Genomic DNA, 14,047 nt, shown 5'->3' with positions numbered 1-14,047 from the left:
CTGTTCTCCTCAGTCGGTGAGGTCCGAGTGGGTTTCCGCCGCGGCGGACGGCACCAGCCAGGCAGTCGTGTCCGGCGGGAGCAGTGCCCCGTCGAGCGGTCCGCTGGCGAGGACGGTGCGGCCCGGCGGGAGGGGGACCGGCGAGGTGCCGAAGTTGGTGACGCAGGACCATCCGCCGGGGCGCCGGAAGTGGACGACATCTGGCTTGTCATCGACCCAGGTCAGCGACTCGGCGGTCTGCAGTCGCCGGCGCTCTGCGAGGGCGCGCCGGTAAAAGGCGAGCGTCGAGTCGGGGTCGGCCTGCTGGGCCTCGACGGAGAGCTCGGCGAAGGCGTCCGGCTGGGGCAGATGCGCGCCGCCGGCCCCGAATCCGTACGACGGTCCGTCCGCCGTCCACGGCAGCGGGACCCGGCAGCCGTCCCGGCCCTTCTCGGTGCCCTGCGAGCGCTTCCAGGTGGGGTCCTGCAGGGCCTCGGCGGGCAGGTCGGCGACCTCGAAGAGTCCCAGTTCCTCGCCCTGGTAGAGGTAGGTCGAGCCGGGCAGTGCGAGGGCGAGCAGGGTGACGGCGCGGGCGCGCCGCAGCCCCTGTGCCAGGTCCGGCAGCGGGTCCGTGCCCCCGCTGAGCAGCCAGGCGTGCAGGTCGGTGCCGTTCGGCAGGGCGTAGCGGGTGGCGTGGCGTACGACGTCGTGGTTGGAGAAGACCCAGGTGGACGAGGAGCCGGACGTCCGGACGAGGTCGAGGTTCTGCTCGATGATCCGGCGGAACGCGGCCGGGTCCCATTCCGAGCGCAGCAGGTCGAAGTTGAAGGACTGGCCGAGCCCGTCCGGTGAGGCGTACCGGGGGCGGCGGTGGGTGGGCACCCATGCCTCGGCGACGGCGGTGCGCGGCGGGTCGTACTCGTTGAACACCGCGCGCCATGCGCGGTAGATCTCGTGCACCTCGTCGCGGTCCCGCAGGCGGTGGGCGCCGTCGGGGATGCCGTCTGCGTCGAGCTGGTCCTGGCCGGGCAGTGGCTCGGAGAGGTCCTTGACGAGCATATGGGCCACATCGACCCGGAAGCCGTCGACGCCGCGGTCCGCCCAGAAGCGCAGGGTCGTCAGGAAGTCCTCGCGTACCTCGTCGTTGTCCCAGTTGAGGTCCGGCTGCTCGGGCGCGAACAGGTGCAGGTACCAGTCGCCGTCGCCCACCGGCTCCCAGGCGGATCCGCCGAAGGCGGCGGTCCAGTCGGTCGGTGGCTCCGCGCCGTCGGGGCCGTTGCCGCGGCGGAAGATGTAGCGGTCGCGGGCCGGGGACCCGGGCCCGGCGGCGAGCGCCTCGCGGAACCACCGGTGCCGGTTGGAGGTGTGATTGGGGACGATGTCGACGATGACCCGGATGTCCGCGTCGTGCAGGGCGGTGACGAGCTCGTCGAACTGGTCGAGGGTGCCGATCCGCGGGTCGACGTCCCGGTAGTCGTCGACGTCGTACCCGCCGTCGGCGAGCGCCGAGGGATAGAACGGGCTGAGCCAGACCGCGTCGACGCCGAGGTCACGCAGGTGGTCCACGCGGGAGGCGATCCCGGGGAGGTCGCCGATGCCGTCGCCGTTGGCGTCGGCGAAGCTGCGCGGATAGATCTGGTAGACGACCGCCTGCCGCCACCACTGCTCCGCGTCCGTCGTGGGCCGATCCACAGCCGTGTCCACCATCGCTAATCCCTTTCGGTGGGTATTAAATCTAGGTTCTAGATTTATTAACTGGCTGTAAGCTAGGCGGGTATCCAGAGGGGGTCAAGGGGTTGGTTGACACAAAATCGTCGGCGTCGGCAGGGACGTCGACACGGCAGCTCCGGGAGGCGAACCTCCGCGCCGTACTGCACCGCATGTGGGACTCGGAACCGGTCACGGGCTCCGATCTGATCGCCTCCACGGGCCTGACCAGGGCCACGGTCCACGACGTGTGCGAGGACCTGACCCACCGCGGCTGGATCCATGAGGTGGAGAACCAGCGAGAGCACGGCGGCTACCGCCTGGGCCGCCCCGCGCGGCGCTATTCCTTTCAGCCGATGGCCGGTGTGATCGTGGGCGTCGACTGCGGCCAGCGCATGGCCAGGGCCACGGTCGCGGATCTGCGCGGCCACCCGCTCGCCCGGCACGACCGTGCCTTCTCCAGCCCCGAGCACACCACCGAGGAACGCCTTGACGTACTCGGCCGGACGATCCACGAGGCGCTGACGGCGGCCTCGCTCACGCCCGATCGGGTACTGGCCGTGGCCGTGGGCGTCCCCGCTCCTGTCGACGCCGAAGGACGTACGGTCGGCACGGTCAACGAGTTCTGGGAGCGGATGAACCCGGACATCGCCCAGCACCTGACGCAACGTCATGGCTGGACCGTGCTCGTCGACAACGATGCAAACCTCGCGGCGCTGGCCGAGGGCTGGCAGGGTGCCGGTCACGACCTCAAGAACTACGTCGCCGTGCTCACCGGTGAGCGCATCGGCGCCGGCATCGTGGAGGGGGGCCACCTCCTGCGCGGCGCTCGCGGCGGCGCCGGCGAGATGCGCTTCCTCGACCTGCTGGAAGGCGTCGGCAACGCGGACGGCCTCGCCAAACTGGCCCGGCAGTGGGCCAGGGAAGCGGTCCGCGATCCCGAGGCGCACCCCTCCTCGTTCCTCCGCCAACTCGCCCCCGAGGACATCGACGCCGAGGCCGTCTTCGCGGCCGCGGCCGCCGCCGACCCCCTCGCCACCGAAGTGGTCGAACGCCTCGGCACCCGCTTCGCCCGCATCACCAGCGCCCTCGCCGCCCTCCTCGACACCGAGCGGATCATCCTCGCCGGCGCCCCCGCCCCCTCCTACGCCCCGGTCCTACGAGTCATCGAACGCGAGCTGTCCCAGTACGCCCACCCGCCCTTCCCCGAGGTCGTCGCCTCCCAGTTCGGCGACGACATCGTCTCCGTGGGCGCCCTCGGACGGGCCTTGGACCACGTCCGCGAACACGCACTGGACATAGCGCTGCCAGGCGCCACGAGCGCGGAGCCTCTGCCCCGTTAGGCGTGTGACCGTGTCCCACGTGCCCCCAAGCCGCGGGAGATCGCCATGGCGGTGGCCCTGACCACCTGCTCGTAAGCCCGCGCCTTGCGGGCACCTGCGGGGACGACGATGGACACCGCGGCGACGACCTGCTCGCCGCGGCCGCGGATCGGTACCGCGACGGAGCACACGGGCGCGGGGCGCTGCCGCTCGAACACGGCCAGGCCCGCGTTGCGTACCTCGGCCAGCCGCCGGCGGAGCCGGAGCGCGGCCGACGACGGCTCCAGCCGGTCGATCCACTCGGCGCGGTAACCAGGATCGGCGGCGGCCAGCAGGACCAGGCCGACGCCGGTCTCGTGCAGCGGCAGCCGCCCTCCCACCCGGTAGGCGATCTCCACCGCACCGTGGGCCGAGAGCCGCTCCACGAGCAGCGCCTCGTCGCCGTCCCGCACCGCGAGCAGTACGTGCTGGCGGGTGATCTCGTGCAGATCCTCCAGGTACGGGAGGGCGGCTTCGCGCAGACCGTGGCTGCGCGGTGCCAGTGAGGCCACCTCGAACAGCCGCAGTCCGATGACGTAACGCCCGTGGTCATCGCGCTCCAGCGCGCCCCATCGGAGCAGTCGGGCGGTGAGCCGGGAGGCGGTGCTGGGCGGCAGACCGGCCCGGCGGCTCAGTTCGTTGAGCCCCAACGCCCGGTGTTCGGAACCGAACGCCGCGAGCAGGGACAGCGCGCGGTCGACGACCGGCTCTCCGCTCTTGGGACGTTTGCCGCGTCGGGAGGCGCCGTTGCCTTGTTCCATCGGACGAGTGTGACCGACCGCCCCAACCAATGGAACACCCGCAGACGCGGCGGATCGGCCTTCGCATGATGAGGGACACCACCACGCCCTTACTCCCAAGGAGTGAGCATGGTTCTGCCATCTCTGTCATCTGCCTCGTCCGCAGAGGAAGCCGAGCTCGACCGCCTGCGTACGGAAGTACTGGACCGGATCAAGGCCGCCGACCCGCGGCTGGCCGAAGTCGTCCGTGCGGCCGTGACCCATCTGCACGCGTTTGTACGGGAGGTCCGCCCCACCGAGGAGGAATGGCTGGCCGGCCTGGACTTTCTCGTCCGTACCGGCCATGCCTGCACGGACACCCGCAACGAATTCATTCTGCTCTCCGACATGCTCGGTCTGACCTCCGCGGTGGACGAGGTGAACCACGCCGGACCACCGGAGGCCACCCCGTCATCGGTCGAAGGCCCCTTCCACTCCCCCGCGCCGCCCCGCCCGCTCGGTGCATGGCTCGCCGAGGGGCCCGAGCGCGAGCGGGGCCGACCGATGGTCGTACACGGGCGGGTGACGGACTGCGCGGGCACACCGCTCGCAGAGGCCACCGTGGACGTGTGGCAGGCCGACGACGCGGGGCACTACGACACCCAGGACCAAGCACAACCGCCAGGAAATCTACGGGCGTTGCTCACTACCGGCGAGGACGGCTCGTACTGGTTCCGCAGCGTGTTGCCGAGCAGTTACCCCGTGCCCACCGACGGGCCCGTCGGGGAACTGCTCACGGCGCTGGGCCGGCATCCGATGCGTCCGGCCCACATCCACCTGCGAGTCGAGGCAGCGGGGCACCGGCCGGTCACCACGCATGTGTTCGTGGCCGGTGACCCTTACCTCGACTCCGACGCTGCCTTCGCGGTGAAGGACGCCCTGGTGGTCGATCCCGTGGAGTGTGACGATTCCGATGCGGCCGAGCGGTGGTCGATGAAGGAGCCCTTCCTCGACTTCGCCTTCGACGTCCGGCTGGTGCCGCTGCCGGAGGTGGCGCGGTGAAGCTCATCGGACTGCGGGAGGGGCGGGACACGGTCGTCGGGGTTCTCGTCGGGGATCGAGTCACGCCGCTGACTGAAGTACGGGACTTTTACGGGGACTTGTCCAAGTGGATCGCCCGGGCGGGCGAGGTGGCGTCGGGTGAGAAGCCACTCGCCGACGTGACGCAGGCTCCGCCGGTCCCCCCGTCGGCCCGCGTGCTGTGTCTGGGCCTCAACTACCGTGCGCACGCCGAAGAGGGCGTCTACGGCGTACCGGGCCACCCGACCCTCTTCGGCCGCTGGACGGCCTCGCTGTCGGTGGGTGACGTGCCCGTACCGGTACCCGCCAACGAGCCAGGGCTGGACTGGGAGGGCGAGATCGCCGCCGTGGTCGGCGCGCCACTCGCGAACGCCGACCCGAGCACCGCGGAGGCATCCGTACTCGGGTACGCCGTCTTCAACGACCTCACCGCGCGCACGGCGCAGAAGCTCACCGCGCAGTGGACGCTCGGCAAGAACGCCGACCGCAGCGGTCCGATGGGGCCGCTCATCACCGCCGACGAGGTCGGTCGCCTGTCCGACGGGCTGCGGCTCACCACCCGGGTGAACGGCGAGCTCGTCCAGGAGGGCAACACCCGCGACCTGATTTTTCCCGTCGGTGAGGTGTTGTCGCTGGCCAGCCGCACGTTCACACTCCAACCGGGGGACGTACTGGTCACCGGTACACCTTCGGGCGTCGGCTACACCCGCACGCCGCCGCGCTTCCTGACACCAGGCGACGTGGTCGAGGTGACGGTCGACCGGCTGGGCACCCTGCGCACCCCCGTCGTCGGAGCGGAGCAGCGATGACCGTCCACCGTACAGAGGGGCGGCCCGACCACTACCCCGTCCTCATCGCCGGTGGCGGGCCGAGCGGGCTGGCGGTCGCGATTGAATTGGGGCGAGCGGGCGTCCGGTGCTGCGTCCTGGAGCCGCGGCAGTCCGTGGTCACGGACCGTCCCCGGGCCAAGACCACCAGCGCGCGGACGATGGAGCTGTTCCGCCGCTGGGGCCTGGCGGACCGGGTGCGGGCGGCCGCGCCGCTGCCGGTGTCGTACGCCCAGGACGTGGTGTTCTGCACCGGGCTCACCGGTCGGGAGATCACCCGGTTCCGCAACGCCTTCGCACTGCATACGGAGCGGCGGGACGAGTTCGCCGAGTGCGGTCAGCAGATCCCACAGCCTGTGATCGAAGCGGTGCTGCGCGAGGCGGTGGCCGAGCTATCGTCGGTCGAATTCCTGGCTGGTTACCGCCTGTTGGCCGCCGAAGACGGGGCACGCGGCGTACGGGCACAGGTCGCCGGGCCCGACGGCCGGACCCGCACCCTCACGGCCGATTACCTGGTCGGCTGCGACGGCGCGAGCGGGGTGTCCCGTGCCGCCATAGGAGCGCGGTACGCGGGCAGCAGCGGCCAACTGCCCAATCTCAACATCACGTTCACCGCTCCGGGCCTGAGCGAGCGGGACCTGTGTGCCCGCGCGGTGCATTACTGGGTGCTGGGCAAGGAGGCCGGCGGGATCGTCGGCCGGATGGACCTCGACGGCACCTGGTGGGCCATCGCCCAGGGCGTGGACGCGACGACCGGTACGGTCGATCCGGCCGCCCTGGTACGCCAGTTGATCGGTGCCGACCTGGAGGCACACGTCCAGGCCACCGACCCCTGGTCGGCCCGCATGCTGCTGGTCGACCACTACCGCGGCGAGCGCGTCTTCCTGGTCGGTGACGCGGCCCATCTCAACCCGCCCTGGGGCGGCCACGGTTACAACACCTGCGTCGGCGACGCGGTGAATCTCGCGTGGAAGCTGGTCGCGGTCGTGCAGGGCTGGGCCGGACCTGCACTGCTGGACAGTTACGAGCCGGAGCGCCGGCCGGTCGCCGAGCGCACCATCGCCGACGCGGCGGCGCAGGAATCCCGGCTGGCCCACGCCTTCGCCCATGCCGACCTCGGCGCCGACACCCCGACCGGAGCCGCCCGCCGAACCGCCGTGACACGCGAACTGGAGGCCAAGCGCGGCGAGTTCCACAGCCTCGGCCTGGTACTCGGCTATCACTATGCAGACTCTCCCATCGTCGTGGACGACGGTTCCGCCGTGCCCGCGCACGAGCCGCTGACGTACCACGGCTCGGCCCGCCCGGGCACCCGGCTGCCACACCGCTGGCTGCCCGACGGCACCTCGCTCTACGACCACCTCGGCCCCGGTTTCACCCTGCTGCGCCTGGACGGCACCGCCGATACCACGCCGTTCCTGACAGCGGCGGCCGAGCGCGGCATCCCACTCACCGTGCTGGACCTCCCCCACCTCCCCGACGCCGCCTCGTACGGAGCACCGCTGCTCCTGGTACGGCCGGAACAGCACATCGCCTGGCGCGGACCGGACGCCACCGACGGCGGCGCGGTAATCGACGCGGCGCGTGGTGCGGTTGTCGACACTGTGCGTGGTGCGGCGCACGTCCTCAGCGCGGAGGCCACATGAGTTGTGCCGATCCCACCACTGGACGCCCCGACTCGCGATTACCGCGGGTTTCTGATGAGCGCCATGAACGCTTCGAGGTGCGCGGCCATGTCGATCGAGTCGTCGTAGAGCCAGGCGACCTGGATGCCCTCGATGAGGGAGACGATCTGGCGGGCGAGCACGCCCAGGTCGAGCCCCGGCTTGAGGCGGCCGGCGCCGAGCTCGCGCTCCAGCTCGGAGCGGATCGAGCGGACGAAGTCCGCGTCCCGGCGGCGGATGAACGCACGGGCCGGATGGTCCGGCCGGTCGGCCTCCGCGCGCAGGGTCACGTCGAGCTGGATGACACCGCGGATCTCCGCGTTGTGGCGCATGACCTCGGGCACGGCCGCCAGGAGGCCACGGTCGTCGATGAGTCCCTGACGCCACGGTCCTTCGAGCTCTTCGCGGCGTACGAGCACGGCCTCCAGGAGTGCGTCCTTGGAACCGAAGTGGTGCAGGAGCAGGGTGTGGCTCGTCCCGATGAGTTCCGCGAGCTGGCGGATCGAGAGGCTCTGGTAGCCCTTCTCCGCGAACGCCCGGAAGGCGGCGTCGACGAGCTCGGCACGCTTGCGCTCCCCGTTGGCGTACGGGGCCCGCTTGCGGCTGCGCGCTGAGGTGCGCGTCGCCTCTGCCATCCCAGCCTTCTCCCCTCGGTTCCTGCTCTCGGGCCCGCTCTCGGGCCCGCTCTCGCCCGAGAGGCTATCCCACCGTTTCCTTTTCCACCATGGTCAATAATTCGAGCGCAACCTATTCCAGTTTGGTTCAGGTTCGCCTACGGTCCTCACTGTCCTCACCCAAGGCCGGACGCCAGGCGTCATGTCTCAGCGGTCACACAGAGCCAACGGCGGCTCTGATCCGAAAGAGGAATCCATGAGTGACTCCACACCTGCACCGCACATTGCCGGTCCGGCGAGACCGGAGTCGGAGCCAGGGCTCGAGGGTGCGGAACACCCCGCAGCCGCCCCTGCACCCTCATCCGGCCCTGCGCCCGCAGGACCGACCCGCCGCACGATCGTCCTCGTCCTCGTGGCGGCGGCAGGCATGTACATCATGGTGCTCACCCTGAGCACCGCCCTGTCGCTGCGCCTGGCGAGCATCGACCCGGACGCGAAGGAGACGAGCTACAGCCTTACTGTGTCGGTCAGTTCGATCGCGCTCCTCGTCGCCGTGCCCCTCGCCGGCGCCCTCTCGGACCGTACGACCAGCCGGTTCGGCCGGCGGCGCCCCTGGATCCTCGGCTGTCTCGTCGCGGCACTGCTGGGCACCGCCGTCATCGGCGCCGTCTCGTCGATCCCCGTGATCGTCGTGGCCTACGTGGTCGCGATCATCGCCGCACAGGCCGCCTTCAACGCGTACAGCACGATCCCCGTCGAGGCACTCCCGGACGTGAAACGCGGACGGGTGATGGGGGTCATGGGCATGTTCGGCGCCTTCGCCATGTCGGGCGGCTCCTACCTGGCCGCCGCCTTCGTCGACGTACCACTGGTCATGATGGTGGCGCCCATCCTGCTCGCGCTCGCCCTCGCCCTCCCGCTGTTGTTCTTCTACAAGGACCCCGTGCGCGACCGCAGCGAGCTTCCCCCGCTCGACCTCAAGGGGATCGCGAGGACGTTCGTCGTCAATCCACGCAAGCACCCGGACTTCGGCTGGGCCTGGTTGTCACGGTTCCTCGCGGGCATCGCGATGAGTGCGATGTTCTCGTACTTCGTCTTCTTCCTGATGGACGGCCTGCACATGCCGATCGGGGAGGCCGGGCAGCAGGCGGGCACCCTCTCGCTCATCTCGGCCCCGGTCAGCGTGCTGTTCTTCACCGCCTCCGGGTGGGTCTCGGACAAGATCGGTCGCCGCAAGCCGTTCGTCGTCGTCGCCGCGCTGCTCATGGCGGCCGGACTCGTCATCGGCGGTACCGCGTCGACCTTCGCGCAGTTCATCGCCGCATGGATCGTCTTCTCCATGGGCCAGGCCATGTACCTGACCGTCGACATGGCACTGTGCGCCGCTGTCCTGCCCGACGCCCGCGACACGGGCAAGGACGTGGCGGTCATCGCACTCGCACTCAGCATCCCGAACATCATCGTTCCCGCCGCCGCGCCCACGATCCTCGCGACCGGCGACGGCCACAACTACCAACTGCTGTGGTTCGGCGCCGCCGCGATCTGCGCGCTGGGCAGCTTCACCGTCACCTTCATCAAGTCCGTCCGCTGACGCGGAGTCAGCGGACTCAGAGAGGAACCCATGACCGCCTCCCCCCATCCGTCCCCCTTCCCCGACGGCTTCCTGTGGGGCGCCGCCACCGCCGCGCACCAGGTCGAGGGGAACAACACCAACAGCGACGCATGGCTGCTGGAGCACCTCCCCCACACCCTCTTCACCGAGCCCTCGGGTGATGCGATCGACCACTACCACCGGTACCGGGAGGACATCGCACTCCTCGCGTCCCTCGGCCTCACGAGCTACCGCTTCTCCCTCGAATGGGCACGCATCGAACCCGAGGAGGGACACTTCTCACCGGCGGCGCTGGCCCACTACCGCCGCGTCCTGGAAGCGTGCCGGGAGCACGGCCTCAAGACGGTCGTCACCTACCACCACTTCACCTCGCCCCGCTGGCTCCTCGCCACCGGAGGCTGGGAAGACCCGGGGACGCCCGAGCGTTTCGCGCGCTACTGCGACGCGGTCACCGCGCATCTCGGCGACCTCATCGACATCGCCTGCACACTCAACGAACCGAACCTCCCGCCGCTCCTGGCCACCATGGGCATCGGCGGCGAGGTCCCCGAACAGCGGGCGGACGTACCCGTCTGGGCGGCCGCCGCCGAGTGCCTCGGCATCGCACCGCAACGCGTGGCCCCCTTCCAGTTCACCGCTACCGAGGCCGGTTACGAGGTGAAGCTCGCGGCGCACCGCCGGGGAACGGCAGCCATCAAGGCACACCGTCCGGACCTGATGGCCGGCTGGACCCTCGCGAACTCGGACATCCAGGCGGCCCCCGGTGGCGAGGACCGCGCCGAAGCGGTGCGGCGCGAGGTCAACGAGCGCTTCCTGCTGGCCTCCCGCGAGGACGACTTCGTAGGCATCCAGACGTACGGCCGCACGGTCTTCGGACCCGACGGCGTCGCCCCGCCCCCGGCGGACGCCCAGACGAACCAAATGGGAGAGGAAATCCACCCACAGGGCCTCGAGGCAACGATCCGGGAGGCGGCGGCCATCGCCGGCGTCCCGGTCATCGTCACCGAGAACGGACTCGCCACCGAGGACGACACCGAACGCCTTGCCTACCTCCGCACCGCGCTCACCGGAGTCGCCTCGTGCCTCGCCGACGGAATCGACGTACGCGGCTATCACGCATGGTCAGCGTTTGACAACTATGAGTGGGTCTTCGGCTACCGCCCCAAGTTCGGCCTCATCGCCATCGACCGCACCACCCAGACCCGCACACCGAAACCCAGCGCCCACTGGCTCGGCGAGGTCTCCCGCACAAACGGCGCCTCGCTCGCGTCCGACCGCCGGGCCGTCGGCGCACGAACCTGACAACAATGGCTGGAGTATCAACTGCGACCTGCTCAAGTGAGGGATGACAATGCAGCTCGATCTCAACCCGCCCACCAGTGCCGGTCCGTTGCGCTTCGGCATGCCGATCGCCAGGCCAGGGTGCCGGCGGGGGAGACGATGCCTGCGAGGAGCAGGGTGGCGCCCACGCATCAGGAGTCCAGGGCGATTGGGGTGAGGAAGGTGCCGGCGGCCGCGGCGATCCGGCTGAAGCCGGTGCCGATGCCGACGGCCGTGGCCCGGCCCGCCGAGGGCATGGTCCGCGGCGCCCTCCAGGTCCCGCCGAACGGCCTTCCGGTCCTCTTCCTCGCCGACCACCCGGTCACCGGCGGCTACCCGGTGATCGGCGTGGTCCACGAGGACGACCTGCCACTGGCGGGCCGGATCCCAGCGGGCGCTCCCATACGGTTCAGGCCCGTCGGTTGTTCGCCGGGCGAACCTGGTGCGGCGTCAACGACCGGAGACGGCGGGTGACGGCACGTCAGGATCGCGGATGTTGCGCGCGGCCAGGCACCTTGATGCCGTACTGCGCCATCTTGCGGTAGATGGTCGCGCGGCTCATGCCGAGTTGCTCAGCGGCCTGCGCCACGGTGGTGCCCGGCTCGGTCAGCGAGCGCACGATTTCATCGCGCTCGAATGCCTGGACACGGCCCAGGTTGCGGCCGTCGCCGGTGAACACCTCGGCCGGGAGGTGGTGGGTGTCGATCACGTCGGTCCGCGATGCCGCATCACGGATGACGCGGTGGAGCTGCTTGATGTTCCCGGGCCAGTCATAGGCGGCCAGGGCGCGCTCCGCGGCAGGCGTGAAGGCCACTGCGCGTCCGCGGTGGCGGCGTGCGAAGTGATCGGCGAGCGGCAGGATGTCATCGGGCCGGGAGCGCAGGGCGGGCACCTCGACCACGGTGTCGATCAGTGGGCTGAGCGCCTCGGGAATGGCGGAGTACTGTTCTGCCGTCATGGCGAACGGCTGCAGACAGCGAGCCCCTCCGCCGTCCTTGCGGTGCACCTCGCTGAACCGCCGCGCCAGCTCGGCGGCGGCCCAGGCCGGCAGGGTATCCACTCCGGAGACGATGACGCAGGTACTGTCCTTGTCCAGCTCCGGGGACCACAGCATGAGCCAGGCGTGCACGTCGTCGGGGGCCGGTGGGCGGGCGCTGAGGACACGTTCGCGTGGCTCCGTCTGCCGGCGGGCCAGAGAGATGAGGGCGGTTTTGCCCGCGCCCGGCTCACCGACGACCGCGACGACCCGCCCCTGGGCCAAGGCCGTGCGTGCCGTCGCGACCGCGTCCCTCCAGCCGGGTGAGAGCAGATGGGGAGCGTCGTCGTGCTGCTGGGAACGGTCGGCATACACGCGGAACACCTCACCGCGCGGGGTCGGCCTGACCTTCCGGCCGGTCCCCCGGGCCAGCATGAGCGCGGTGGTGTTCCCGGCCGTGGCCTGGGCCAGGGCCAGTAGCAGTTCCGAGGAGGAGTCGGACCAGGTGGTGAGGTTGACGCTGCCGGCGAGCCCGCCGGTGACCGGGTCGAGGATCGGGACCGCGGCGCAGGTGTATCCCCGCAGGTCAGTGCAGTAGTGCTCGTCGGCCCGTACCAGCGACGGAGCGCGATCGGCCAGGGCGAGGCCGAGGCCGTTGGTGCCCGCGTTGCGTTCGGCGAAGTAGAAACCGGGCGCCAGATGGACCCGGTCGAGGGAACGGTTGATCGATGCGTCGTTGCACAGCCGGTACAGCACCAATCCGTCGCTATCGGTGATCATCATGCTGACCGGCTCGTTGGCGAGCGTCCTGTGGAGCCCCTGGAGCACTTCGTAGCCGCATTCGTAAAGCAGGGAGGCGGTGTCGACCGAGCCCGTGAACACGGGCCGCATCTCCTCCGGTGACAGCCCGTAGTGCTCGCTGCGCTGCCATGACGCGAGCAGTCGCGGGGCCGCGTCACCGCCGGTTGTACAGGGCGAGACGTCCGGGTGTGGCGTGTGTCGACGGTTGTCCACTTCGACCTCCAGAGGACGCGTCACTGCGTCGGCCTCGGTCACGCTAACGCCGGCGAGCGGGGCCACCGCCGCTACGGGTGTCTCACATTGAGACGCCCAGCACCTCGCTGACATGCGTCGGCGCTTCCTAGCGTGCTTCTCGTCACCAAGCCGTACGAATAATGGAGGGACGCCATGTACAGCAAGGACGGCGAAGACTATTTCATCGTGGATGCGCATGTCGCGCTGTGGGACGCGCGCCCCGAGAACCAGCTCAACGTGCACGGGAAGCAGTTCATCGACTGCTTCTACGACTACCACCGCAATCTGGGCCCGGAATCCGAGCACTGGTCGTACGAGGAGTTCCTCTACTACGGCGGCGAGCGTCTGATGAAGGACCTGTTCACCGACGGACATGTCGACCACGCCATTTTCCAGCCGGCGCGGCTCGGGGCCTTCTACCGCAACGGCTTCGGGCAGACCGAAGAATCCTTCGCGCTCGCCCAACGGCACCCCGACAAGCTGACCTACAACCACTGCTGGGACCCCCGTTTCGAGCAGTCGGGCCTCGATCAGCTGCGACGGGACGCCGAGCGCTTCCACCTGAAGGGCGTGAAGCTGTACACCGCCGAGTGGCAGGGCGACTCCCGCGGCTACAAGCTGGACGACCCGTGGACGTATCGCTATCTGGAAACCTGCCAGGAGCTGGGCATCAAGAACGTCCACATCCACAAGGGGCCGACGATCCGGCCGCTGGACCGCGACGCGTTCGACGTCGCCGACGTGGACCGTGCGGCCACGGACTTCCCGGAGCTGAACTTCGTCGTCGAGCACTGCGGGCTGCCTCGGCTGGAGGACTTCTGCTGGATCGCCACCCAGGAGCCGAATGTGCACGCGGGGCTCGCCGTCGCGATGCCCTTCATCCACACCCGGCCGCGGTACTTCGCCCAGATCATCGGGGAGCTGCTGTACTGGCTCGACGAGGACCGCATCCAGTTCTCCAGCGACTACGCGCTGTGGACACCGCGCTGGCTCGTCGAGCGGTTCGTCGACTTCCAGATCCCCGCGGACATGACGGAGTACCCGCCGCTCACGGTGGCGCAGAAGAAGAAGATCCTCGGACTCAACGCGGCGGCCATGTACGGGATCGACGTACCGACCCGGTGCGCCGTCACGGAACCGGCGGTGGTCTGAC

12 protein-coding genes are annotated in these 14,047 nt (G+C 70.0%); 8 read left to right on the top strand and 4 right to left on the bottom strand.

Translation table 11 applies throughout. The features are described 5' to 3' along the window. Window positions 1-9: 9 nt before the first annotated feature. A complete protein-coding gene (locus IG84_RS0125595) occupies window positions 10-1,686 on the bottom strand; it encodes a glycoside hydrolase family 13 protein (RefSeq protein ID WP_037800872.1) in 1,677 nt (558 codons plus the stop codon). A 173-nt stretch (window positions 1,687-1,859) separates the two neighbouring features. On the opposite strand from IG84_RS0125595, the gene IG84_RS0125590 reads away from it, so the two are divergent. Next, window positions 1,860-3,029 (top strand): ROK family protein, encoded by a 1,170-nt coding sequence (locus IG84_RS0125590; RefSeq protein ID WP_051862404.1) that lies wholly within the window; start codon window positions 1,860-1,862, stop codon window positions 3,027-3,029. On the opposite strand, the gene IG84_RS0125585 is transcribed toward IG84_RS0125590, so the two are convergent. Further along, window positions 3,026-3,808 (bottom strand): IclR family transcriptional regulator, encoded by a 783-nt coding sequence (locus IG84_RS0125585; protein ID WP_051862402.1) that lies wholly within the window; start codon window positions 3,806-3,808, stop codon window positions 3,026-3,028. The genes IG84_RS0125590 and IG84_RS0125585 overlap by 4 nt on opposite strands. A gap of 108 nt (window positions 3,809-3,916) precedes the next feature. Here IG84_RS0125585 and IG84_RS0125580 point away from each other — a divergent pair, with 108 nt between their 5' ends. The 3 genes from IG84_RS0125580 to IG84_RS0125570 are packed head-to-tail and all read left to right on the top strand — an operon-like array spanning window position 3,917 to window position 7,319. Next, window positions 3,917-4,828, top strand: coding sequence for a dioxygenase family protein (locus tag IG84_RS0125580; protein ID WP_037800870.1), 912 nt, complete (start codon window positions 3,917-3,919; stop codon window positions 4,826-4,828). Further along, entirely contained in the window at window positions 4,825-5,655 is an 831-nt protein-coding gene (locus IG84_RS0125575; protein WP_031061844.1) for a fumarylacetoacetate hydrolase family protein, read from the top strand. Before IG84_RS0125580 ends, IG84_RS0125575 begins: the two co-directional genes overlap by 4 nt. Beyond that, window positions 5,652-7,319, top strand: coding sequence for an FAD-dependent monooxygenase (locus tag IG84_RS0125570; protein ID WP_051862400.1), 1,668 nt, complete (start codon window positions 5,652-5,654; stop codon window positions 7,317-7,319). Before IG84_RS0125575 ends, IG84_RS0125570 begins: the two co-directional genes overlap by 4 nt. Window positions 7,320-7,357: 38 nt before the next feature. On the opposite strand, the gene IG84_RS0125565 is transcribed toward IG84_RS0125570, so the two are convergent. Beyond that, window positions 7,358-7,972, bottom strand: coding sequence for a TetR/AcrR family transcriptional regulator (locus IG84_RS0125565; RefSeq protein ID WP_031061839.1), 615 nt, complete (start codon window positions 7,970-7,972; stop codon window positions 7,358-7,360). A gap of 181 nt (window positions 7,973-8,153) precedes the next feature. Here IG84_RS0125565 and IG84_RS0125560 point away from each other — a divergent pair, with 181 nt between their 5' ends. The 3 genes from IG84_RS0125560 to IG84_RS0125545 all read left to right on the top strand — a co-directional run bounded on the left by IG84_RS0125560 (window position 8,154) and on the right by IG84_RS0125545 (window position 11,357). Further along, window positions 8,154-9,542, top strand: coding sequence for an MFS transporter (locus IG84_RS0125560; protein ID WP_078649381.1), 1,389 nt, complete (start codon window positions 8,154-8,156; stop codon window positions 9,540-9,542). A 30-nt stretch (window positions 9,543-9,572) separates the two neighbouring features. Then, window positions 9,573-10,865, top strand: coding sequence for a glycoside hydrolase family 1 protein (locus tag IG84_RS0125555; RefSeq protein WP_031061833.1), 1,293 nt, complete (start codon window positions 9,573-9,575; stop codon window positions 10,863-10,865). Window positions 10,866-11,057: 192 nt separating this feature from the next. After that, window positions 11,058-11,357 carry a 5-oxoprolinase subunit C family protein gene (locus tag IG84_RS0125545; protein ID WP_382467508.1) on the top strand — a complete coding sequence of 100 codons (300 nt, stop codon included), beginning with the start codon at window positions 11,058-11,060 and terminating at the stop codon, window positions 11,355-11,357. 7 nt (window positions 11,358-11,364) lie between these two features. On the opposite strand, the gene IG84_RS0125540 is transcribed toward IG84_RS0125545, so the two are convergent. Beyond that, window positions 11,365-12,873 (bottom strand): AAA-type ATPase lid domain-containing protein, encoded by a 1,509-nt coding sequence (locus tag IG84_RS0125540; RefSeq protein WP_245659606.1) that lies wholly within the window; start codon window positions 12,871-12,873, stop codon window positions 11,365-11,367. A 174-nt stretch (window positions 12,874-13,047) separates the two neighbouring features. On the opposite strand from IG84_RS0125540, the gene IG84_RS0125535 reads away from it, so the two are divergent. Beyond that, on the top strand, window positions 13,048-14,046 hold the full coding sequence (locus IG84_RS0125535; protein WP_031061825.1) for an amidohydrolase family protein: 999 nt from the start codon (window positions 13,048-13,050) through the stop codon (window positions 14,044-14,046). The last annotated feature ends 1 nt before the right edge of the window (window position 14,047 follow it).

This window comes from Streptomyces ochraceiscleroticus (assembly GCF_000720485.1).
Taxonomy (GTDB): domain Bacteria; phylum Actinomycetota; class Actinomycetes; order Streptomycetales; family Streptomycetaceae; genus Streptomyces; species Streptomyces ochraceiscleroticus.
Note: the sequence above shows the minus strand (reverse complement) of the source record. Positions and strands in the feature narration are given on the sequence as shown.

Coding starts and splice junctions, on each gene's coding strand:
- IG84_RS0125560 (WP_078649381.1), top strand. CDS start 8,154: ATGTCTCAGCGGTCACACAGAGCCAACGGCGGCTCTGATCCGAAAGAG.
- IG84_RS0125590 (WP_051862404.1), top strand. CDS start 1,860: ATGTGGGACTCGGAACCGGTCACGGGCTCCGATCTGATCGCCTCCACG.
- IG84_RS0125595 (WP_037800872.1), bottom strand. CDS start 1,686: ATGGTGGACACGGCTGTGGATCGGCCCACGACGGACGCGGAGCAGTGG.
- IG84_RS0125570 (WP_051862400.1), top strand. CDS start 5,652: ATGACCGTCCACCGTACAGAGGGGCGGCCCGACCACTACCCCGTCCTC.
- IG84_RS0125535 (WP_031061825.1), top strand. CDS start 13,048: ATGTACAGCAAGGACGGCGAAGACTATTTCATCGTGGATGCGCATGTC.
- IG84_RS0125585 (WP_051862402.1), bottom strand. CDS start 3,808: ATGGAACAAGGCAACGGCGCCTCCCGACGCGGCAAACGTCCCAAGAGC.
- IG84_RS0125580 (WP_037800870.1), top strand. CDS start 3,917: ATGGTTCTGCCATCTCTGTCATCTGCCTCGTCCGCAGAGGAAGCCGAG.
- IG84_RS0125565 (WP_031061839.1), bottom strand. CDS start 7,972: ATGGCAGAGGCGACGCGCACCTCAGCGCGCAGCCGCAAGCGGGCCCCG.
- IG84_RS0125555 (WP_031061833.1), top strand. CDS start 9,573: ATGACCGCCTCCCCCCATCCGTCCCCCTTCCCCGACGGCTTCCTGTGG.